Source organism: Brucella thiophenivorans (assembly GCF_002252445.1).
Classification (GTDB): Bacteria; Pseudomonadota; Alphaproteobacteria; order Rhizobiales; family Rhizobiaceae; genus Brucella; species Brucella thiophenivorans.
In genome coordinates, this window is record NZ_NNRJ01000006.1 from 40,664 (window position 1) to 62,633 (window position 21,970).

A 21,970-nucleotide genomic window follows, 5' to 3' on the forward strand; every position below is an offset into this window, starting at 1 on the left:
TTATCTGGCGGCACAGCTATCAGATACATTATAAGGCGTCCATGAACGATGAAACCGAACCATCAAATAACGCTACCCAAAAAGTCGAACTGCGTCGCGGCTGGACGACTGGTGCCTGTGCGACAGCGGCCACCAAGGCAGCTCTAACAGCACTCATCACCGGCGAGTTTCCCGATCCCGTCGGCATCATCCTGCCAAAAGGCGATGTGCCCTATTTCCAGCTTGCTTATGAAGGTCTGGGCGAAGGCTATGCCATGGCAGGCATCGTCAAGGATGCAGGTGACGACCCCGATGTGACGCATGGCGCGACAATCATTTCAACCGTCTTCCCTGCCCCGCCCGGCACGGGCATTCTGTTTCAGGCTGGCGAAGGGGTTGGCACAGTCACACGGCCGGGGCTGCAAATCCCTCCGGGTGAAGCGGCCATTAATCCGGTTCCGCGCCGCATGATGACAGAAATCTGCGAACAGATTTGCGCGAAATATGGCTTGCCTGCTGATCTTGTCATTACGATTTCGGTTCCCGGTGGCGAGGAAATCGCACAAAAAACTTGGAACCCGCGCTTAGGCATTGTCGGTGGTATTTCTATACTAGGCACAACCGGCGTTGTGCATCCCTTCTCATGTTCGGCATGGATTCATTCGATCCATCGCGGCATTGATGTGGCGCGTGCAGCAGGGCAAAAACACGTTCTGGGGGCAACCGGATCAACATCTGAAGACGCAGCGCAGTCAATCTATGATCTGCCGGATTTCGCCATTTTAGACATGGGTGACTTTGCAGGCGGTGTTCTTAAATATCTGCGCGAGCATCCAATCGACAGGCTCACCATTGCAGGTGGCTTTGCCAAGCTGACAAAGCTCGCTCAGGGCGCGCTCGACCTGCATTCTGCACGCTCGCAGGTCGACAAGGGCTTGCTCTGGAGCATCGCCGAAAAAGCTGGTGCACCGGATGACATGAAGGACCGGATTCTCTTTGCCAATACGGCGCTGGAAGCACTTGAATTGACTCAATCAATCGGCATCGACATGGCAACACCCATTGCACACAAAGCCAAAGAAACAGCACTCGAAACCCTGCGCGGCGCACCCGTTGAGGTCGAAATCATCGTGACAGACCGCAAGGGAAATATCCTTGCGCGGGTCTGAGCCACGCATTCTCATTCTTGGTGGCACGGCGGAAGCGCTCAAGCTTGCTTCGGCCCTACACGCCCTGCCTTTCCACGTTATCACATCGCTTGCAGGTCGCACGGCAAATCCTGCTTCGATCAGTGGCGTAATACGCAGCGGCGGCTTCGGCGGCGCAGAAGGCCTTGCAAACTATCTTGTAGCCGAAAAGATCAATCTCATTATCGATGCAACGCATCCCTATGCGACGCGCATATCGCAAAATGCGGTCCAAGCTTCACAGATAGCGCAAGTCCCGCTGCTGCGACTGGAGCGTCCCGCATGGCAAAAGCAAAGCGGCGATAACTGGGTCGATATTGTGAACGAAGCCGAAGCGGCCAGTAAGATTGCGCCGCGAGAACGTGTTTTCCTTGCTCTCGGACGACAGCATATCGCGCCCTTTACGGATCGGAGCGACGTACATTTCATCATGCGGATGATCGATCCGCCGGAAGTTTCACTGCCAAAGAACCACGAAATCATTCTGGCAAAACCCGGAAACTACGATGCGGAAAAAAGCTTTCTTATTGAGAGAAAAATCGGCCTGATCGTCAGCCGCAATTCCGGTGGTGAAATATCCTATGCCAAGATCAGCGCCGCACGCGATCTTGCGATCCTGGTGATGATGATTAGCCGCCCACCAGTCGCCGCAAAGACCATCGTTGAGACGGTCCGCGAGGCAATTGATTTTGCTCGTTCAGTTCTGGACCTTTGAACGCGCCACATGGCTATGCGCTTCATGATAAAGCGCTGAGTCCCGAAAATTCTTGGGGTCTAACCCCCGCCCGACAAAAATCATCGCCGTCCGCTTGAGGTCCGCCACTTCAACCTTTGCTCTGACATCAGCGAGTGTCCCGCGCAAAATCTGCTCATCTGACCAGCCAATGCGATAGGCGACAACCACAGGACAATCGCTGCCATAAAGCGGCGTGAGCTCCGCTTCTATCTTCGCAAGGTTGCGGATCGACAGATGAATGACCAATGTCGCACCGGACTTGCCAAGAGTGGTAAGATCTTCCCCATCCGGCATAGATGACGATTTGACCGATGTGCGTGTGAGAATGATGCTCTGATTAACACCGGGAATGGTCAGTTCCTGTTTCATTGCCGCTGCAGCCGCCACAAAAGCCGGAACGCCCGGTGTCACATCATAAGGGATACCTAGAGCATCAAGCCTGCGCATCTGTTCAGCCATTGCGCCGTAAATCGAAGGATCGCCAGAATGCACACGCGCCACATCATCGCCATCGGCATGGGCTGCTTTGATTTCTGAAATAATTTCATCAAGGGTCAGCGGAGAACTATCGATAAGTCGCGCATCTTTGGGGGCCGAGGCAACCACCTCTTTAGGCACCAGCGAGCCTGCATAAATGCATACCGGGCAGCTTTCGATCAATCGCAGGCCGCGAACGGTGATAAGGTCAGCCGCACCGGGGCCCGCTCCAATGAAATGAACTTTCACGCTTTCTTCCTTGTTTCAGGCCAATCGAATGCCTGTTCGCAAAGCAGAAAGTCAATCGCTTTTGGGCAAGAGTGCCTCAATATCATTGAAAATCGACTGCCATTCTTCCTGCGTCAGCTCAAAAAAATTAAAGCTGCGCAGCAAAAACGCACCCTCATTGGCAATGAATGCAAGACGCGCCTTGCGTCCCTCGGGCGTCGAAACATCTAACCCATCCCATTGCTTCCGATACCAGGCACGCGTTTCATCTAGGTAATGAGAGTTGGGAACAAGACTGGCCATCATGGCCGCAAATCGGGAATCATCTTCGGCATCGCTTTCACGCGTTATGCCAATATGCGCCGCAATATGCGCAATCGCGCCGCTTCGATCTTGCTTTCGCAGAGCCACCTGATCGTCAAAACGGTCGCCCCAACGCTCGATCATGGCTTTCATCAGCCCGTCTTTGTTGCCAAAGCAATATTGCACCCCGCCTTTGGTGACGCCTGAAGCCTGCGCGACAGCATCCATGGTCAAGGCGACAATACCGCCCTCTGCCACGATCTTTTCAGCCATATCCAGCACATGATCCCGATCAATCGAACGGGGACGCCCGGTTTTTTGCAATTTGGCACTTTCCATACGAACGGATTTATATTATGTGACCCCGCCTGACAAGTTTAAATACGTATGTATTGAAAAGGTATAATCAGATGTTGCCGAAAAATCGCTGGCTCGTTCTCGCAATCGTTTCCAGCGCGCTCTTCCTGATCGTTGTCGATATGACAGTGCTCTATACGGCCCTGCCACGCCTCACCCATGATCTCGCGGCAAGCGCTTCTGAGAAGCTTTGGATCATGAATATTTACCCGCTGGTCGTGGCTGGTCTTTTGCCGGGTCTTGGCACACTGGGTGACAAGCTTGGCCATAAGCGCATGTTCATGAGTGGCCTGGTGGTGTTTGGCCTTGCTTCGCTATGCGCAGCCTATTCGCCAAACCCGGAAGTACTGATCGCAGCCCGCGCATTTCTCGCCTGTGGCGCGGCGATGATGATGCCTGCTACGCTCTCGATCATTCGACTGACCTTCACCGATGAAAAAGAACGCTCGCTTGCCATTGGCATCTGGGCTGCAATCGCGTCCGGCGGCGCGGCTATTGGGCCGGTCGCAGGCGGTGTTCTGCTTGAATACTTCTGGTGGGGTTCGGTCTTCCTGATCAATGTGCCTGTTGTTCTGGTGGCGCTCGTGCTCTCGGCTTTCAACCTTGAAAATCGCCCACTTGGCTCCAAACGCAAATGGGACCTAATCGGCTCGATCCAGATCATGATCGGCCTTATTGCGCTGACCTATGCTGTCAAGGAACTCGCAAAGCGCGATGCATCCATGACAGTTTTTGCAACCAGCCTGATCATCGGACTTGTAGCTACGACGATCTTCGTGCGCAGGCAGTTTGCAAGTGAAGAGCCGCTGATCGATTTCACGCTGTTTAACAACAAGCTGTTCTCAATGGGGGTGTTTGCAGCTCTGGTCGCATCGGGGTCTATGACCGGCATGGAACTGGTTTTCAGCCAGCGCATGCAGCTTATCGAAGGAATGTCGCCTTTGCAGGCAGGCTTGATGATTCTGCCAATTCCGCTGGCGGCGTTCGTCGCAGGCCCGCTTGCCGGCATCATGTTGCCGCGCCTTGGAACCGGCAGAGTGCTTTGGATGTCGCTGGGCATTACCGCACTGGGTGTGATCATCTACATCCTGACCTACAAGCTTTCGACGCCAATTTATCTGACAGGACTGGCAATTCTCGGCTTTGGTGTCGGCTGTGCAATGACCGGCGCATCCTCCTCGATTATGGGCAATGCGCCCGCCGAAAAAGCAGGCATGGCAGCATCGGTTGAAGAAGTGTCGTTTGAACTTGGCAATGCGCTGGGTGTGACAGCCTTTGGGAGCATCCTGTCGGCGTTTTACACCGCGAGCCTTGTTCTGCCAGCGGGCACAAGAATTCCGCCGGTTGTGCGTGATAGCCTCGATGAAGCCTTGCTTGCAGCGCAATCAATGGCATCAGAAGAAGCAGGAGCGCTGATAAAACTCGCCTCATCGGCATTTGAAAATGCCTATGTCGCCGTCATTATCGCGACAGCAGTACTGCTGGTTGTTGCAACCATTGCCACTTACACAGTGCAGCGCCGCAATGCACTTTGATAGAGCATTTCCAGCAAAAGTGCGTAGCGGTTTTGCGTGGGACAATGCGACAAAAAAATAATTAGAGCGTTTCTTGTGATTCTATCAAAATAGGAAACGCTCTAATTATGTGCCATCGCCAATGCGGCGGTGGCGCGACCTTCCACGGTCTTCTCGATCAGTAAAACAGCTTTCGGTCCTGACGCAGCCAGCGCTGCCGATTCTGCAACACCGTGACAACCAATAGCGACAAAGACCGCTTCCGACGGATTTTTGATGCGGGGTGTTTCTTGATCAAGCCGCGCCGCACCAAAAAATTGCAGCTCACAGCCATAATACGCAGCAAGTTTATGCCAGACCGGATCAGCCTGTTTGGTATCAATTGTTGCAATCACATCTGGCTTAATGGAGTTTGTTTTCGCCAGAACCACATCTGCCAATGAAATAAGCTCCTCGAAGCTTACGCCTGAGGAGCTGCCCATTCCCAGCACGATTAATCGGCTATCAAAGACCACAGGGAGATACTTGCTGCGCCTGACGCAAATCTTCAGCCGTAACCCCGAGCACTTCGGCAATACGCTTGATCATCGCGGTTTCTGACTGGTCGATTCGATTGTCAGCGCAAGCGATTCTCATCAGGTCTCGCAACAGCGAAGCCCGACGCTCCGGTGCCATTTCGGCAAGCATATTGGCTGCCTGTTTGGTCGTGGTTTCATATCCGAAATCCTTCAAATATTCCGTAACCTCCGGCAGTTCCTCTTCGGAAATTCCGAAACTTTCCAAGGCAATTGCTTTGAATGCAGCGATTTCCGCCGGGTGCCGGTCGCCATCGGCAAACACAACATGGAGCAGGAGAAGCAATTCCGAAGCGAGTGCCGGATCTTCGGCCACACGCTGCACAGCGCTCTTTTTGCTAAGAAACGCAGTAATGCGTTCGAAAATGCTTTCACTCATAAATGGCAGTCCCCTGTATGCGCTGATGTTCATTGTTATGATGCCCGAACCAGAAAACAAAGCAAGGGTAAGCTGGTTCCCGACACAACTTGTCTGGCATAAAAAAAATTCATGATCTATGTTGCGGCATCTTTTGCCGGACCCTTCCCCAATGCTTGAATTCTTCGACACATTGACGTTGCTGCTCACCATGGCCGCTTTTATTGCGGGCATTATTGATTCCATTGCTGGTGGCGGCGGCATGATTACGATTCCTGCGTTACTACTCGCTGGCATTCCACCGGTTGAAGCATTGGGCACGAATAAGCTGCAAGGACTTTTCGGCTCATCATCGGCAACCATCGCCTATGCACGCAAAGGCCATGTGAATATCCGCGAACAATGGCCAGAAGCCATTGCATCACTCATCGGTTCGGTTCTTGGCGCATTTTTGGCAACGATCCTTCCGGTCGACATTATGCGCGCCGCTCTGCCAATGTTACTGATCGCGATTGCAATTTACTTTGCCGTAAAGCCCAGCCTCGGTGATCTCGACCGCTCGCGCCGCATCGGGCACTTCCTGTTTGGTATGACGATCATTCCGCTGATCGGCTTTTATGATGGCTTATTCGGCCCCGGAACCGGGTCGTTCTTCATGATCGCATTTGTAGCACTTGCAGGCTTTGGCGTTTTGAAAGCCACCGCTCACACAAAGCTTCTCAACTGCGCATCCAATGTCGGCGGCTTTGCCACTTTTGCGCTGATTGGCGTTATCAATTGGAAAGTCGGCATCTGCATGGGTGTTGCGCAATTCATCGGCGCACAGATCGGCGCAAGCCTTGCTATGAAAATCGGCTCCCGCATCATCAAGCCTTTGCTGATCGTCGTCAGCCTTGCGCTTGCTGTGCGGCTTTTGATGGAACCCAGCAATCCGTTGCGCCAGTGGATCGGTTTCTAAACCCGCAAAGCCACCAGCACCACGGAGAGCTTGTCTACCGCTGATACGCGTGAAGCCTCACCAATCTGCAAAGCACGAAAATAGGCAAGCCATGATGCACCAATCGCAAGACCGGACAGCACCAGAAACACCCAAGATTTGGCAGAAACTTCACCGGGCTTCTGCCATTGCCCGGTTACTGTCAGAAACAAACACAGAGCTGCAATAATGACCAGCGTGCGGACAAGCGTAGCAAAATCCGAGTTGATACCCTGAATGCCAACCTTAGCGAAGATTGCAGTCAGTGCGGCAAATACCGCCGACATCAAAGCCCAGAATTGCCAGCTATCTAACATCAAAACTCAATGCCTTTTTGTGCCTTTACGCCAGAACGGAACGGATGTTTGATCAGTTCCATCTCGGTCACAAGATCGGCAGCTTCAATCAACTCATCCTTGGCATTGCGGCCCGTGATGATGACATGCTTCATTTCCGGCTTGGCTCGAAGCACTTCGATAATTTCCTCCACCGGCAGATAATCATAGCGCAGCACGATATTAAGCTCATCGCAGAGCACCAGATCATAGCTTTCATCAAGGATCATGGCTTTGGCCTGCTCCCACGCATCACGCGCCATGGCAATGTCACGCGCACGATCCTGTGTTTCCCAAGTAAAACCTTCACCAAGTGCCGAAATCGTCACCTGCTCCGGGAATTTTTCCAGCACCCAGCGCTCGCCCGTGTCCCATGAGCCTTTGACAAACTGTACGACACCAACCTTCATGCCATGACCAACCGCTCGAAAAACCATGCCGAAACCAGCGGTCGATTTGCCTTTGCCCTTACCGGTATTGACAATCACCAGACCTTTTTCATCGGTCTTGGTGGCCTGAATCTTGTCGCGGGCAGCTTTCTTCTTGCGCATTTTATCTGCGTGGCGGGCATTCATCTCCTCTTCCGTCATCGAAAGAAGTTTCGCAGATTTCTCAACCATTTAATGCCCTTTCCGGAATCATTTTATCAAGTTCAACAAGCGCTATGAAAGATGCCAGAACTTCCATGTCAGACTTTGCTTACAAACAAATTGAGGCCCATCACAAAGCCGTTTTTGTGCAGTGTTGCATCAGATTTTCAAGCTCGAACCGTGCAGAATTGGATCGCGGCACCCAGAAGCCGCGCTCTATCGCATCATTGAGTTTGGAAGCTGTTTCACGAAGTGCCGCCGGATTTTTCTCAGCCATGAAATCATGTACCGCTTTGTCAGCGATGTAAGCCTGATAGACAGTCTCGAAATGATGATTGCCGACTTTGCCGGTCGTGGCAGCAAAGGCAAAGAGATAATCAACGGTCGCTGCAATTTCCGCAGCACCCTTATAGCCGTGACGCATCACACCATTGATCCATTTTGGGTTGGCAGCACGGCCACGCACCACCCGCGACAATTCTTCTTCGAGCGTACGGATCACCGGCTTTTCCGGTCGCGAATGATCATTGTGATAAACGGTTGGCATTGCACCCGTGAGATTTTCCACGGTCGCAGCCATGCCGCCTTCAAACTGATAATAATCATCACTGTCGAGAAGATCGTGCTCGCGGTTATCCTGATTCTGCACCACCGCCTGCACGGAACGCAACCGCTCCTCCAGCAGTCCGCGCTCCGCCTGCCCTTCCTCACCTGCGCCGTAGGCATAGCCGCCCCAGACGAGCCAGGCTTCCGCAAGATCATCACGTCCGGCCCAACTATTTTCATCAATAAGGGCCTGCAAACCAGCCCCATAAGAGCCGGGCTTGGAGCCAAACACGCGATAGCCTGCACGACGGGCAGCATCCTGCGCATTAACACCCGATGCAACGAGCCGCGCTTGTTCATCGCGAATGCGCGCGGCGATCGGATTGTCTTCGGCATCCTCATCTAGAGCGCCCACAGCACGCACGGCCTTATCGAATAGCGCAATCTGGTCCGGAAAGGCATCGCGGAAGAAGCCGGAAATACGAAGCGTCACATCAACACGCGGACGGGCGAGCTTGGCAATCGACACAATCTCGTAGCCGGTAACGCGCCGCGAGGCCATGTCCCACAGAGGCTTCACACCGATCAGCGCCAAGGCCTGCGCAATATCATCACCTCCGGTACGCATGTTGGACGTACCCCATGCGGTGAGACCAAAAGATGTCGGCCACTCGCCATGATCCTGCGTATAGCGCGTGATCAGCAGTTCTGCCGATTTACGCCCTAGCTCCCATGCGGCAGGCGTCGGCACAGCACGGCTATCCGTGGAATAGAAGTTGCGCCCGGTCGGCAAAACATCTGGCCGCCCACGCGTTGGCGCACCTGATGGTCCAGGCGGCACAAAACGTCCCGAAATCGCAGACAAAAAACCTTCAATCTCACAGGGGCCGCATGCTGTCACCATAGGCCGTAAATGATCGTTGATCGATTGCAAAACAGCATTCGTCTGCGTCCAGTTTGCCGGGCAAACGACCTCGCCCTCTACAAACTGAGCCGCAAGAAGCTCAATCCGCTCGACAGTATCACCCGCAATACGCCAGCTTGCCGGGCTTGCTGCAACCAGCAATTCAGGCTTTGGCCCAATCCAAGGATCAGCCATCACGCAATCTAGCGGATCAAAACCTTCGCCAAGCCCTGCATCCTTAGCAATTGCCCGTTGCAAGCTTTGCTCGCCCGACAGACCACCAAGCGATAACGGAATGCCGCGTGGCACACGCGCAAGTGCGACGAGCAAATCGGTCAATAACCGTCCTTCGGGGGCAAGTCCGAAAATATGCAACCCATCACGGATTTGCATTTCTTTGAGATCACAAAGATAGGCATCGAGCTTCTGCAAAGCCATATCTTCATCATCGTGATCGTGAATACCTGCATCGCGATCAAGGCCAATATCACGCACCAGATCGAGTATCTGCACTTTCAACCGCAGCAGACGGCGCGGATCAACGCCCGACGCCTCGTAATATTCATCGACCAGCGCTTCGAGGTCTTTGAGCGGTCCATAGCTTTCGGCGCGCGTCAGCGGTGGCGTCAGGTGATCTATAATCACTGCACCCGCACGGCGCTTGGCCTGTGTGCCTTCACCCGGATCATTGACAATAAACGGATACACATGCGGCGTTGGCCCAAAGACCGCTTCAGGATAGCAATTTTCAGACAAAGCCAGCGCCTTGCCCGGCAACCATTCCAGATTGCCATGCTTGCCCATATGCACAATGGCATCGACGTTCGCCACGTCGCGCAAATAGGCGTAAAAAGCGATATAACCATGCGGCGGCACGAGATCGGGCGAGTGGTAAGTCTCTTTCGGATCAATGTTGTAACCACGCGCGGGCTGAATTCCGGCGATTGTTTCACCAAGCTTCATCAGCGGCAGCGCAAAGCCACCCACTTCGTCGTCATAGAATGGATCACGTGAAGGCTCACCCCAGCGGCTTTCAATTTCCTGCTGAATCGCATTGGGAAGTTTTTTGAAAAACGCTTTGTATTGATTGAGAGAAATCGTCTCGCGGATTTCCCGCCCATCGCGTGCCGCATTCGTTGGACCCGCCATGATAAGCCGCATGAAAGCATCGCTATCGGCAGGCACATCACCCACGCAATATCCCTCACCCGCCATAGCGCGCAAAACTTCTACCGTTCCGGCTGGCGTATCAAGTCCAACGCCATTGCCAAGCCTGCCATCACGGTTTGGATAATTGGCAAGTATCAGTGCAATGCGGCGCTCTTCCGGCTTCTTGCGCTTCAAACGCACCCAGTTGGCTGCAAGTCGCGCCACAAAATCCACGCGCCCGGCATCCGGCTCATGGGTGACGATATTCGCCTCAACCTGAGTATCAAATTGTCTGGCAGATTTGAAAGACACCGCACGCGAAAGCACGCGCCCATCAATTTCCGGCAGAGCTACATTCATTGCAAGATCACGCGCCAGCAATCCTTGCTGCGAGCTTTCCCATGTGGCCTTTGGTGTGCCGGAAAAAATCACCTGCAAGACCATATTGCCACGCGCATCGAGCACGGTCGACTTTCGTTCTGATCCCGGCGATGAAATGGCAAAGCCAGTGGCATTGAGTACAATATCCGGGCGGCAATCTTCAAACAGACCATCGACAACCGCAACCGACAGCCTGTCCTTGAGGCTCGAAACAAAGATCGGCAGCGGGTTTAGCCCTTGCGTCTGCAAGGCACGAACCAGCGCTTCAACAGGCTGCGTCTGCCCGCTCTGAACAAGCGCACGATAAAAAATGATTGCAGCAACCGGTCCATCCGCTACCTGCCACTGCTTTTTAATCAGCTCAACCGAAGGCGTGAGCATATCCGGCCACCAAAGCCCGGCTTTGAGAAGTGGTGCGGCCTCTTCCGGTTTTTCGTTTCCGTCGATCAATGCCGTGCAATAATCAAGGAATCGGCACGTATTCACCGCACCGCCTTCGATCAAATATTGCCAGAGCGCATCGCGCTCTTGTGCGGATATAGTCGAGAACCGCTCAAGCCCGTAGTCGGGCTTATCATCTCCCGGCAGCACCGCTAACTTGATACCATGCCCGAGCGCACAGGCATGAAGCGCTTCAAGCCCATAAGGCCAATAGGTCTCACCACCAATAATCCGCACCACGATGAGTTTCGCATGCTTCGCTGTGCGCTCGACATAGGCGTCGACCGACATGGGATGCGTGAGGCTCAAAAAATTGGCAAGCCTTAGACTTGGCCCTCCTTGCACGCCTGATCGGGCATGTGCAAGGCTGGCCAGTTCCGTATCGGCAGCGGAAAGAAACAATATATCGCCCGGCGTCTGGCCGAGATCGACGGCCTCATTGCCGTCGCTGATCGTTCCTTTTTGGGCAAGCAATAAGTGCATTATGAAACGGAAGCTTTCACGGCTTGGGTAATTGCCTGCTCGTCAATTTCATGCAGGCCGATAACGACAAGACGCGTGGCTCTTGTCTCATCCTTACCCCACGGACGATCGAAATAATGCTCAATCCGCGGACCAACAGCCTGAACAACCAGACGCATCGGCTTGCCCGGCACGTCAACAAAGCCCTTGAGACGCAGCACATCATGCTCCGCGATCACACCTTTGAGCTTTTCAGCAAACGCCTTCGGATCGGCGACGGAACCCGCTTCCACGACAAAGCTTTCAAACTCGTCGTGATCATGCTCATGTCCGTCGGCATGATGAATTTCGTGATGCGACTTGCGATTGGCAATATCGTCTTCCGTACCCACGCCAAGACCGAGCAGCACATCGGCACCGAGCTTGCCGAAACTTGCCGGAACCATGTTCACGCGGCGCGATGAACGTTTCGCCACATCCGCCTTCACGCTATCGAGTTTGGAAGGATCAATAAGGTCTGCTTTGTTCAGGACAATCAGATCGGCTGCATGAATCTGATCCTCAAAAAGTTCCTCTAAGGGGCTTTCATGATCAAGAGAGGAGTCCGCCGCGCGTTGCGCATCGACCTTGTCATGGTCGTCGGCAAAACGACCTTCGGCAACGGCTGCGGCATCAATCACCGTCACTACGCCATCGACAGTCACCTGAGTCTTGATTTCCGGCCAGTTGAACGCTGCGACCAGCGGTTGCGGCAGCGCAAGCCCCGAAGTTTCAATCACAATGTGATCGGGACGATCGGCACGATCCAGAAGCTTGGTCATGGTCGGAATGAAGTCATCGGCAACAGTGCAGCAGATGCAGCCATTGTTGAGTTCGATCACATCTTCTTCGCGGCAGGTTTCAATGCCGCAGCCTTTGAGAATTCCGCCATCGACGCCAAGATCACCAAACTCATTGATGATGAGCGCGATACGCTTGCCATTGGCGTTTTCCAGCAGATTGCGGATCAGCGTGGTCTTGCCGGAGCCTAAAAATCCGGTGATCACGGTTGCCGGTATCTTTTCACCACGCATTTTCTGTGCCTGCATAAAATTAACCCTTAATTTTGAGCGGCAGACCTGCCGCTATGAAATAAACTTCATCTGCCACTGACGCCACAGCCTGATGCAAAAAACCGGCATAATCACGAAATTCCCGCGCCATTTTGTTTTCTGGAACGATACTCAAGCCCACTTCGTTGGAAACGAAAACAACCGGGCCGGAAAGCTTTGGCAAAGCTGTTATCAGTTTTTCTGTTTCAGTAGCGACATTCTGCTCTGCCATCATCAAATTGGTAAGCCAAAGCGTCAAGCAGTCCACCAGCACAAAACACTCGGGCCGGGCGTGTTTTTCAAGCGCCCCGACGAGGTCAAGCGGCTCTTCCACAGTTTGCCATTCTGCGCTGCGCCTGTCACGATGAATGGAAATGCGGCTTTGCATTTCCGTGTCAAATGCTCGTCCTGTCGCGAGATAGACCGGCTGAAGTCCAGAATCTTCAACCAGTTTTTCTGCATAGGTCGACTTGCCAGAACGGGCTCCGCCAAGAACGAATGTGATATTTCCAGTTTCGTTTCGGGACGGAGCCATATTCATCAGCTTTCAACTTCCGACTTTGCGTAGGTCTGAATGAACCAGCCGAGTGCAAAACCAATAACGGCCCACAGAAAGAGATTGGTTGCAAGCGACGAAACCGCATATTGTGAGGCAAGCAATGCCGGGATAGGCGATGCAATATCCTCAGGATGCGGCGCACCATAAAGATGCGTTGCGATAATCAGCACCAGCCCAAGGATTCTGGAGACGATCTCGCCACGCAGAACGATCAGATAAAGGCCAAGACCGCTAAAAATAACCGTTACCAGCCACCAGAGCTGGCGCTGTGCGAGGTCAGCCGCAGGCATGGCAGGAAGCTCGGGCGACAGGCCGATTGCTGGCAGAAATGCCACGGCAAAAAACCCAGCCACACCCCAGTAAATGCCGTTACGCGCTGTAATGCGACGTCCTGCAAGAAGAGCTACACCACCAAGCAGCAGCGCAAAACCGGCACCCGCGACAAGATTGGCTAGTAATGTATTGCCAAGACGACCAAAAGGAAGCTCAGCACCGGCCTCTTCATCATCGGTAGCCACATCGGCCCCATGATCATGTGGAGCAGCCGCTTCCGCATCATCGTGGCTGTGGCCACCATCTGCATCTTCATAAGTTTCCGCCTGAATGATAAGCGGCACGGTTTTCAAATACATAACCGGCGTGACCAGAAGCCCTGCCAAAAGGCCCGCTGCAAGCGTGGCCAGTAAATAACGGATCAACATTTCATTCCCTCAATAGCCAAGATGCTCAAATGGCCGTCCACCATCAAGCTTTGCCCAAACTCTGATTTCCGAAAAAACAGTTATCTTAGAACGGGTGGCGGTTAATCGTAACCACTACGCTCGCTCTATCTATTTGTTTTTGCGCATGTCGTTATCGGAAAACTAATTCCCATTTTCCCGCGACATGCTTTTAGTGGCAAGGAAACCCGTAGGCATGACGCGTATCATGCGCGGAATCATGCAGAGTATCGGAATGCGCAAGACCCACGCCATAGATAAGAAAAGCGCCGAGCATAAGCGACACCACTGCTGTACCAAGACGAGCAGCAAGTGGAAGAGGGAGTGTGTTGGAAAGTGAATTTTCGTTACGCGCAGCCATGACAACCTCCGTGCAGGCAGCAGGGAAAACCTCCCATGGGGTGCGGACATAATGCCCTTCACGCAACAGGCAGGTCTCCTGGCTCACGGGTCGTAAGAAGTGAAACACCTTCCCAGAAACCCTTCGGTTTCCAGTGGTTGCCGGTTGCCCGGCTTGCCTCATCCCTCTCCGCTCTACAGTCGCGGGGTCGGCTGCGATAAAGACGCCCGAAATGGGTCCGTCCGTCACATTCCCTTTTGGTATCGCCGGGATTCGTCCGGGCAAAGACCTATTGCATAAAACGACACTAGGCCTTCACCGTGATGCCGTCAATCGAGTTCAAATAGCGCATCAATATCCAAACAGCTTTCCAGACCTTCCGCCAACTCATCCAATGCGTTTTCGATGCTCTCGCGATAATTCTCGCCCGAACCAATGACGCCAAGACTGGCCAGAAACTGATGCCGGAACGCATCTGCACTGAACACACCGTGAAGATATGTTCCCATGACACGCCCATTGGCTGAGATTGCACCATCGTCGTGATCACCAATACGGGCAAAGGGTCGAATTGCATCCGCCCCTTGAGTGCGCCCGATATGAATTTCGTAGCCCTCAAGATCGCTACCATAAACGATCGACATTGCCGCTACATTGCGCACAATTTTCTCAGGTTCCATGACAGTCTCAACATCAAGCAGGCCCAGCCCTTCGATGTCATGGACGTGCCCTTCAACGCCTTCTGGATCACGGATGCGATTACCCAGCATCTGAAATCCGCCGCAAATGCCAAGCACATGCCCACCGCGCCGCACATGTGCCTGAATATCACGCTCCCAACCATTTTCACGCAAAGCAATCAGATCCGCTATGGTCGATTTCGTTCCCGGCAAGATCACAAGGCCCGCATCATGCGGTATCGATTGACCGGGCGACACCATTACAACTTCCACCTGCGCTTCCGCTTTCAGTGGATCAAGATCGTCGAAATTCGCAATACGCGGCAGCATGGGGACAGCCACTTTCAACGCTTTTGCATCACCGCGTGTTGCCCGCTCCAAAACGACCGAATCTTCCGCAGGCAGGCGCGACACGGCTTTAAGCCAAGGCACCACGCCGAAAGATCGCCAGCCGGTGAAGTTGGTAATTGCCGCCAAACCATCATCAAACAGAGATATATCGCCGCGAAACTTGTTGATCAGAAATCCGCGCACCATGGCGCGGTCTTCTGGTGTCAGAATCGTATGTGTACCGACCAACGAGGCAATGACCCCGCCACGGTCAATATCGCCAACCAGCACCACCGGCACGTTTGCCTCAGTAGCAAAGCCCATATTGGCAATATCGCCTGCGCGCAGATTGATTTCCGCTGGCGATCCGGCACCTTCCACCAGCACCAGATCAGCCCCCTCACTGACCTTTGCAAAGGATTCCATCACCGCAGCCATCAATTGTGGTTTCAATTGCTGATAATAGCGCCCGCGCGCTTCGCCCCGCACCTGCCCGTGAACAATGACCTGACTGCCCATGTCAGTCTGCGGCTTTAACAACACTGGGTTCATGTGAAAGGATGATGGCACACCACAGGCCAAGGCCTGTAACCACTGCGCACGGCCAATTTCGCCGTTATCCTCGCTGACGGCTGCATTATTGGACATATTTTGCGGCTTAAATGGCCGTACTTTTAAACCGCGATTGCGTGCAACACGGCAAAGGCCTGCAACAAGCACGCTTTTGCCGACGTCTGAACCCGTTCCCTGAAACATGATTGCGCGTGTCATGCACCGTGCCTATCGCAACTTCTCGCCACTGGCAATCGCTCCGCACACCCTCAGCGTCTATGCAAAAATGCGCATCAGTTTATTACAAAAGTGAGCAACATTATTCCAATAGGGCGTTGGCAGCCCACCGAGGTTATGATCTATTCGGGATAGGAGGCGCGGTGCTCATAGGGAGGAAACCATGGATACGGCGGACCAGAACCAGTTCGAACTCAACGAAGATCAGCTCGCCATTCAGGATATGGCCCGTGGATTCGCAGAGGATTTTGTTGCACCCCATGCGCTGCAATGGGATCGTGACAAGCATTTTCCCATCGACATAATCAAAAGCACCGGCCCTCTGGGCATGGGTGGTATTTATGTGCGCGACGATGTGGGCGGTTCAGCGCTCAAACGTTCAGATGCAGTGCTTATTTTCGAGGCGCTGGCCGAGGCCTGCCCGGCTTTTTCTGCATTCATCTCCATCCATAATATGGCTGCATGGATGATCGACTCATTCGGCGATGAAAACCAGCGCCAGGTGTTCATGCCGAAGCTCACCTCAATGGAAACGCTTGCAAGTTATTGCCTAACCGAACCCGGCTCTGGTTCGGACGCAAGCGCTCTTCGCACCCGTGCCGAACGTGATGGTGACCACTACATCGTCAATGGAACGAAGCAATTTATTTCAGGCGCAGGTGCCACCGATCTTTACGTTACAATGGTGCGTACCGGCGAGGACGGACCGAAGGGAATTTCTACCCTTATTGTGCCAAAAGATGCACCCGGCCTGTCTTTCGGAGCCAATGAACACAAAATGGGCTGGAATATGCAGCCCACACGCACGGTTATTTTCGATAATTGTCGGGTTCCGGTTGAAAATCGTCTCGGCGATGAAGGTACCGGCTTCAAAATCGCTATGGCAGGTCTTGACGGCGGAAGGCTTAATATAGCTGCTTGCTCATTGGGTGGCGCGCAATCAGCACTCAGCAAGGCATTGGAATATGCGGGGCAACGCAAGGCTTTCGGCCAGACCATTGACCGCTTTCAGGCGTTGCAATTTCGTTTAGCGGACATGGAAACTGAACTAACCGCGTCACGCCAGATATTGTACGCTGCTGCAAGCAAGCTTGATCGCAAAACCCATGATGCAGGCAAATGGTCTGCCATGGCAAAGCGCTTTGTCACCGACACCGGATTCGACATCGCCAATGACGCACTGCAAATTCTGGGTGGCTATGGCTACCTCCACGACTATGGCGTGGAAAAACTGGTTCGCGATCTCCGGGTTCACCAGATTCTTGAAGGCACAAACGAGATCATGCGGGTTATCATCGCACGCCATATGATTGGACGTTAATACACATTTCTTGGGAGGAAATCATGGCCACTATCGCTTTTATCGGCTTGGGTAATATGGGCGGACCAATGGCCGCCAATCTGGTGAAAGCCGGGCATAAGGTCGTGGGCTTTGATTTGCTGGCCGCGCATCTGGAAGAAGCAAAAGCCAATGGCCTCGAAATTGCAACCAGTGCTCTCGAAGCCGTTCAGTCTGCAGATGCCGTGATTACCATGCTGCCTGCGGGTAAACATGTTCTTTCGGTTTATGAAGACACTACGCCTTATGCCCGAAAAGATTCGGTTTTCATCGATTGCTCGACCATTGATGTCGGTTCTGCCCGCAAAGCTCATGAGATTGCAGCCAGGCACGGACAGCTTTCCGTTGATGCGCCGGTATCGGGCGGCACTGGCGGGGCTGCGGCAGGCACGCTAACTTTCATGGCAGGCGGCAGCGACGACGCCTTTGCTAAAGCCGAGCCACTTCTCAAGCCTATGGCAGGCAAGATCGTTCATTGCGGTGGCGACGGTGCAGGACAAGCCGCCAAAATCTGCAACAACATGATCCTGGGTATTTCCATGATCGGCGTCAGCGAAGCGTTTGTTCTTGCAGAAAAGCTCGGCCTTTCGCATCAAGCATTGTTCGATGTCGCATCGACCTCGTCAGGCCAGTGCTGGTCGCTGACAACCTACTGCCCTGTACCGGGACCAGTACCGACTTCACCGGCAAATCGTGATTATAGACCGGGTTTTGCCGCAGCCCTTATGCTCAAAGACCTCAAACTTTCACAGGAAGCTGCGAAAAGCGCCGGCGCGGCCACGCCATTAGGGGCGCATGCCGAAGAACTCTACAGCCGCTTCGACAATGAGGGTCATGGCGGCGAAGATTTTTCAGGCATCATCAACTTCCTTCGCGCAACGAAGGTTGCTGATTAAAATAAATAGTCTGCGCTTTCTCTTCAGAAAGTTGAAAAAACAACGCTTGTTTAGATTTGCTTAAGTATCTGATAACCGTACGGTAACGATGTTGAGCTACAAAGGAGCAAGAGACGGGTCAAACCTTCTCGACGCTCCGGATCAGGTACTGCGTACCGGAGCTTCAGTCTCTCCCACCTGTGTATTGTTTGGTGGAAGCGCCATGCGTAATTGGCAAGACCGTGCACCTGACGAGGCAGCGCGGTTTTTTGCCATTCTTGCGAAATTATAAATTATGCGTGATGATAGTTTAAGTTTTTAGTTCCATGATTGAAATCAGGCCATAATCCTGTGACAGGTATTTTACTTGGAGCGCTGTTTGTTCTATGCACCCAAACAAACGTTCGAAGGTCTAACGAATTTTAGTATCGTGTTTTTTTGAATGCGATCCAGATTTTGGGCAAGATTATTTTGACCACCCTCAAAGCCACGACGGCGCACACTGCCGATAAATCCTTTTTTGGCCTGCCGATGGCGGTGGTCTTTATCATTTGTTATTTTGCTTTTCAGGCAATTCTCGTCACGGTGGTGTCGAATGGCGCGGGCCTTGATGATGCCGAACAACTTGCAAATATAGGCTATCTCGATTGGGGATATGGCGGATCGCAGCCACCGCTTTATACGTGGATAACCAATATTGCCGCATCGGTGCTCGGTACATCTATGCTCACGCTGCAAATCGTCAAATTCAGCATGCTTGCGAGCCTGTTTTTGAGCGTCTTTGGCGGTATGCGGCTTTTGGGTTTCTCACGAATGGTCGCTTCGGCATCGATGCTGGGGTTGTTTCTGGTTCCACAGATTGGCTGGGAATCACAACGCGCACTGACCCATTCCATCGCAGGCACGGCAGGTTGCGGTTGGGCATTTCTGGCATTCGCATGGTATATGCGTGATCGACATGCCGTTGCTGCAGCAGTGCTGGGCGTCACGATGGCGGCGGCAATCCTCGGCAAATTCAACGCATCGCTGTTTGTGATCATGCTGATTGTAACCGGATTGTCAGTTGCGGAATATCGCAAGGTCCTGCTTTCAAAGCTTTCTTTCTTAACAATCGCTGCATTTGCGATCTGCTTCACGCCGACTGCAAACTGGATGCTGGCACACAAATCAAGTGTCATTGCACGCTCGGAAAAACTTCAAATCGGCGCATCCGGCAATCTGCTCTTTGATCGCCTTAATGGTGTTGGAAGCTTTATTGAAGCAGCATTCCTTTTCTCCATACTGGCGCTGGCGGTTGCAGGAATTATATCACTTCTTCATTCAGCCAGACGCACATCGCCAACAAAGCCCTTGGCGGCTGGCGAAGTGTTTATGCGTCGGCTTCTCATTGTGGGAATGCTCATTGTATTGGCCGGTGTGGTCGTTGCTGGCGTCAGCAATATCAAGGACCGCTGGCTGCAGCCAGTGCTCTTTCTAACACCTGCTGTAATTGCATGCCTGTTTGAACAATATCGCCGCAATACGCGTGCTCTTACTGAATTCGCAGGGGTTAGCGTTATATTCGCACTCATAGTTCCGCCAATTCTTGGCTATTACCTCACCTATGGTTCGAATACACCGCCCTACGGTCAGCTTGATTATCAAAGCCTTTATCAAGAAATGCGCAAAGATGGTGATTTCAGAACAATCCTGACGGACAATGCGCAAATAGCCGGTAATTTCAGACTTTTTGATCCATCGATTGAAGTCATTCACCCGGAAACACCCTATGGTGCAGCCGATGCTAGAAAGCCTGTGCTGGTGATGTGGTTTGGTGACGCAACACCCAATGCGCGTGTTTCGACATTAATGAATGAAGCCAGTATCGCAGCACCTCAAACCGGTATCAGCACGACATCCGCAATTTACAGAACCCGACCAGATAAGCATCTGATCGTGAGTTATTTCCTTCAGAAATAAAAAAGGTCCGGGAAATTCCCGGACCTTTTTTCTTATTACTGAACCGTTTCTTCAACGGCATTAGCAGTGCCCTTAACATCACGCCCAACACCACGCACCGTATTTGCGCAAGAGGCCAGCGTGAAAGCGCAGAGAATAATCGCGACAGGAACGATACGAGATAGCTTCATAGGGTCTCTCCATTGATTTCTGCAATTCTAAAATTTAGCCTCCCAAACAATCGGCCAGCCTTGCCGATATGCTGGTGGTGAAGCCGTTTCACGCGGCTGTCATAATAGAAACTAGTGCAGCTTTATTCGCTGGCAAGAGAACCGCTTACAAATTCCGAAACGGATCGAAACGACCGCTACGGCGATAGGATTCAAAAACATTGCGCAGGTGCTCGGCAACGACCTGAATATGCTGCCGCGCATCCGGCTTGATGATCATGCCAAGCTGATAACGGCCAAGTTGCGGCAGATTATGTTCAGTTCCAAGCGGCACGATCCCTTCACCCAAAAGCGTCTTGCCAAAAGGTGCAATTGCAAGATCAGCCTGTATGGCGGCACGTTGGCCAGTGGAATGAGAACTCATATAGGCAATTCGATAAGCACGGCCCGACTTTTCAAGTGCTTCAAGCGCATTGCCGCGCCAGGCACAGCCCTCTTCCCAAATAGATAGAGGCAACGGGTCGCGCCGATAAGCAGTGCCGCATTTGGCACCCGCCCAGACCAGTTCCTCATCAAGCAGTATCTCAATATCGCCTTTGCTCGGAACCGTGTGCGATAGATTGACCAGAGTGACGTCGAGCCGTCGTTCATCAAGGCGCTTGCGCAAATTTACACTCTGATCAATTACCACATCGACCGTCACGCCCGGGTGGGTTTCTGCAAACCGCTTCAAAACAAGCGGCAACACACATTCGCCCACGTCATCAGGCGAGCCGAGCCGAACAACGCCCGTCACAGTCGGCGCAACAAATTTTGCCACAGCCTCACGATTGAGCGCCAGCAGTCGCCTTGCATAACCAAGCAGCACTTCGCCGTCGCTGGTCAGCGTCACAGAACGCGCATCGCGCTCAAAGACCGCCACACCCAATTGCTCTTCAAGCTTCTTAATCTGCATTGATACAGCCGAAGGCGTGCGAAACACCACATTTGCGGCAGCAGAAAAGCTGCCCGTATCGGCAATGGCTGTGAATGTCCGCAACACATCAATATCGAGCATTGGCAAAGGATGCTGAACCGGCGCTGTCATGCTGAACTCCGCGACTTCCGTTAGTTCAATTTTTCTGATCTTATACCTTTCTATATTTCGTTTGATTGAACGTCAAGACGGTCGCAAACTCTTAGACAATGGAGTTCAGGAGAACGAAAATGAGCATTCAATGTGAATTACTGGAGAAACAGCAGACACCAAATCTGCCAGCCCTCATGATGCGATTGACCGAGGCGCGTAAAACATTCGAAAAATTCTATTCGGATTGGACATATAATCGTCGGATCAAGCGCAGCCGTCGTGTGCTGGAATCTTTGCCTGAACATATCCTGCATGACATTGGTTGGCCCAATGTCGATGATCGCCTTCCCAGCGTAGCCAAAAGGCAGTCGCGATAAGCGCACAAGAACACAATTGAGGACAGGTGAAGCCCTGCCATCAATTTAGCGACATATAGATGCCAATATACGGCAGGCATTTAGCCGCACTATGCAATTCTCATGTTCTATGTCTCAATATGCCTATCCTGTTTGCGTCATAGCCTACCCCATGTAAATCCAGGCGTGAGCAATAGGACCATCGGTCAGAAAACGA

The 21,970-nt window shown here is 52.8% G+C and carries 21 protein-coding genes, 1 pseudogene and 1 riboswitch; of the genes and pseudogenes, 8 read left to right on the forward strand and 14 right to left on the reverse strand.

Translation table 11 applies throughout. The features are described from left to right. Window positions 1-41: 41 nt before the first annotated feature. Both CEV31_RS00955 and CEV31_RS00960 read left to right on the forward strand, forming a co-directional pair. Complete coding sequence (locus tag CEV31_RS00955) at window positions 42-1,148, forward strand: cobalt-precorrin-5B (C(1))-methyltransferase (protein WP_094505037.1); 1,107 nt, start codon at window positions 42-44, stop codon at window positions 1,146-1,148. Next, window positions 1,135-1,881 (forward strand): cobalt-precorrin-6A reductase, encoded by a 747-nt coding sequence (locus tag CEV31_RS00960; protein WP_094505038.1) that lies wholly within the window; start codon window positions 1,135-1,137, stop codon window positions 1,879-1,881. The genes CEV31_RS00955 and CEV31_RS00960 overlap by 14 nt, the downstream gene beginning before the upstream one ends. Here the strand turns inward: CEV31_RS00960 and cobM are convergent. Next, window positions 1,864-2,628 (reverse strand): precorrin-4 C(11)-methyltransferase, encoded by a 765-nt coding sequence (gene cobM, locus CEV31_RS00965; protein ID WP_094505039.1) that lies wholly within the window; start codon window positions 2,626-2,628, stop codon window positions 1,864-1,866. The genes CEV31_RS00960 and cobM overlap by 18 nt on opposite strands. A 51-nt stretch (window positions 2,629-2,679) precedes the next feature. After that, the gene (locus CEV31_RS00970; protein WP_235818008.1) at window positions 2,680-3,234 is read right to left on the reverse strand and encodes a TetR/AcrR family transcriptional regulator; all 555 of its coding nucleotides are present in this window, start codon (window positions 3,232-3,234) and stop codon (window positions 2,680-2,682) included. A gap of 86 nt (window positions 3,235-3,320) precedes the next feature. On the opposite strand from CEV31_RS00970, the gene CEV31_RS00975 reads away from it, so the two are divergent. Continuing rightward, window positions 3,321-4,802, forward strand: coding sequence for an MFS transporter (locus CEV31_RS00975; RefSeq protein ID WP_094505041.1), 1,482 nt, complete (start codon window positions 3,321-3,323; stop codon window positions 4,800-4,802). A gap of 101 nt (window positions 4,803-4,903) precedes the next feature. Here the strand turns inward: CEV31_RS00975 and CEV31_RS00980 are convergent, their stop codons facing one another. After that, window positions 4,904-5,263: a cobalamin biosynthesis protein gene (locus tag CEV31_RS00980; RefSeq protein ID WP_094505042.1), complete on the reverse strand. Its 360-nt coding sequence runs from the start codon at window positions 5,261-5,263 to the stop codon at window positions 4,904-4,906. Between the two features lie 22 nt (window positions 5,264-5,285). After that, the gene (locus tag CEV31_RS00985) at window positions 5,286-5,735 is read right to left on the reverse strand and encodes a tellurite resistance TerB family protein (RefSeq protein WP_094505043.1); all 450 of its coding nucleotides are present in this window, start codon (window positions 5,733-5,735) and stop codon (window positions 5,286-5,288) included. Window positions 5,736-5,886: 151 nt separating this feature from the next. Between CEV31_RS00985 and CEV31_RS00990 the strand changes: the two genes are divergently transcribed. Further along, complete coding sequence (locus CEV31_RS00990; protein WP_094505044.1) at window positions 5,887-6,672, forward strand: TSUP family transporter; 786 nt, start codon at window positions 5,887-5,889, stop codon at window positions 6,670-6,672. Between the two features lie 5 nt (window positions 6,673-6,677). On the opposite strand, the pseudogene CEV31_RS00995 reads toward CEV31_RS00990, so the two are convergent. From CEV31_RS00995 to CEV31_RS01030, 8 genes and pseudogenes are all read right to left on the reverse strand, one after another. Further along, window positions 6,678-7,007, reverse strand: a pseudogene (locus CEV31_RS00995) (EamA family transporter); the annotation flags it as partial. Next, window positions 7,007-7,645, reverse strand: a complete 639-nt coding sequence (gene cobO / locus CEV31_RS01000; RefSeq protein WP_094505046.1) for a cob(I)yrinic acid a,c-diamide adenosyltransferase — start codon at window positions 7,643-7,645, stop codon at window positions 7,007-7,009. The gene cobO and the pseudogene CEV31_RS00995, both read right to left, overlap by 1 nt. Before the next feature lie 100 nt (window positions 7,646-7,745). Next, a complete protein-coding gene (gene cobN, locus CEV31_RS01005; RefSeq protein ID WP_094505047.1) occupies window positions 7,746-11,519 on the reverse strand; it encodes a cobaltochelatase subunit CobN in 3,774 nt (1,257 codons plus the stop codon). Further along, window positions 11,519-12,571 (reverse strand): cobalamin biosynthesis protein CobW, encoded by a 1,053-nt coding sequence (gene cobW, locus CEV31_RS01010; protein WP_094505064.1) that lies wholly within the window; start codon window positions 12,569-12,571, stop codon window positions 11,519-11,521. The genes cobN and cobW overlap by 1 nt, the downstream gene beginning before the upstream one ends. Before the next feature lie 19 nt (window positions 12,572-12,590). Then, the gene (cobU, locus tag CEV31_RS01015; protein ID WP_094505065.1) at window positions 12,591-13,124 is read right to left on the reverse strand and encodes a bifunctional adenosylcobinamide kinase/adenosylcobinamide-phosphate guanylyltransferase; all 534 of its coding nucleotides are present in this window, start codon (window positions 13,122-13,124) and stop codon (window positions 12,591-12,593) included. Between the two features lie 5 nt (window positions 13,125-13,129). Beyond that, on the reverse strand, window positions 13,130-13,849 hold the full coding sequence (locus tag CEV31_RS01020) for a CbtA family protein (RefSeq protein ID WP_094505048.1): 720 nt from the start codon (window positions 13,847-13,849) through the stop codon (window positions 13,130-13,132). A 190-nt stretch (window positions 13,850-14,039) separates the two neighbouring features. Further along, window positions 14,040-14,228 carry a CbtB domain-containing protein gene (locus tag CEV31_RS01025; protein ID WP_094505066.1) on the reverse strand — a complete coding sequence of 63 codons (189 nt, stop codon included), beginning with the start codon at window positions 14,226-14,228 and terminating at the stop codon, window positions 14,040-14,042. Window positions 14,229-14,279: 51 nt separating this feature from the next. Then, a riboswitch (cobalamin riboswitch) is annotated at window positions 14,280-14,515 on the reverse strand. 21 nt (window positions 14,516-14,536) lie between these two features. Then, window positions 14,537-15,988, reverse strand: a complete 1,452-nt coding sequence (locus tag CEV31_RS01030) for a cobyric acid synthase (protein ID WP_094505049.1) — start codon at window positions 15,986-15,988, stop codon at window positions 14,537-14,539. 181 nt (window positions 15,989-16,169) lie between these two features. On the opposite strand from CEV31_RS01030, the gene CEV31_RS01035 reads away from it, so the two are divergent. The 3 genes from CEV31_RS01035 (at window position 16,170) to CEV31_RS01045 (ending at window position 20,179) form a co-directional block, all read left to right on the forward strand. Beyond that, window positions 16,170-17,327 (forward strand): isobutyryl-CoA dehydrogenase, encoded by a 1,158-nt coding sequence (locus CEV31_RS01035; protein ID WP_094505050.1) that lies wholly within the window; start codon window positions 16,170-16,172, stop codon window positions 17,325-17,327. A 23-nt stretch (window positions 17,328-17,350) separates the two neighbouring features. Then, complete coding sequence (mmsB, locus tag CEV31_RS01040) at window positions 17,351-18,241, forward strand: 3-hydroxyisobutyrate dehydrogenase (RefSeq protein ID WP_094505051.1); 891 nt, start codon at window positions 17,351-17,353, stop codon at window positions 18,239-18,241. A gap of 450 nt (window positions 18,242-18,691) precedes the next feature. Continuing rightward, a complete protein-coding gene (locus CEV31_RS01045) occupies window positions 18,692-20,179 on the forward strand; it encodes an ArnT family glycosyltransferase (protein ID WP_235818009.1) in 1,488 nt (495 codons plus the stop codon). Between the two features lie 35 nt (window positions 20,180-20,214). On the opposite strand, the gene CEV31_RS01050 is transcribed toward CEV31_RS01045, so the two are convergent. Together CEV31_RS01050 and CEV31_RS01055 are read right to left on the reverse strand one after the other, a co-directional pair. Then, window positions 20,215-20,349, reverse strand: coding sequence for an entericidin A/B family lipoprotein (locus tag CEV31_RS01050; RefSeq protein WP_094505052.1), 135 nt, complete (start codon window positions 20,347-20,349; stop codon window positions 20,215-20,217). Window positions 20,350-20,494: 145 nt separating this feature from the next. Next, window positions 20,495-21,415 (reverse strand): LysR family transcriptional regulator, encoded by a 921-nt coding sequence (locus CEV31_RS01055; protein WP_094505053.1) that lies wholly within the window; start codon window positions 21,413-21,415, stop codon window positions 20,495-20,497. Window positions 21,416-21,534: 119 nt separating this feature from the next. Between CEV31_RS01055 and CEV31_RS01060 the strand changes: the two genes are divergently transcribed. Continuing rightward, complete coding sequence (locus tag CEV31_RS01060; RefSeq protein WP_094505054.1) at window positions 21,535-21,774, forward strand: DUF1127 domain-containing protein; 240 nt, start codon at window positions 21,535-21,537, stop codon at window positions 21,772-21,774. The last annotated feature ends 196 nt before the right edge of the window (window positions 21,775-21,970 follow it).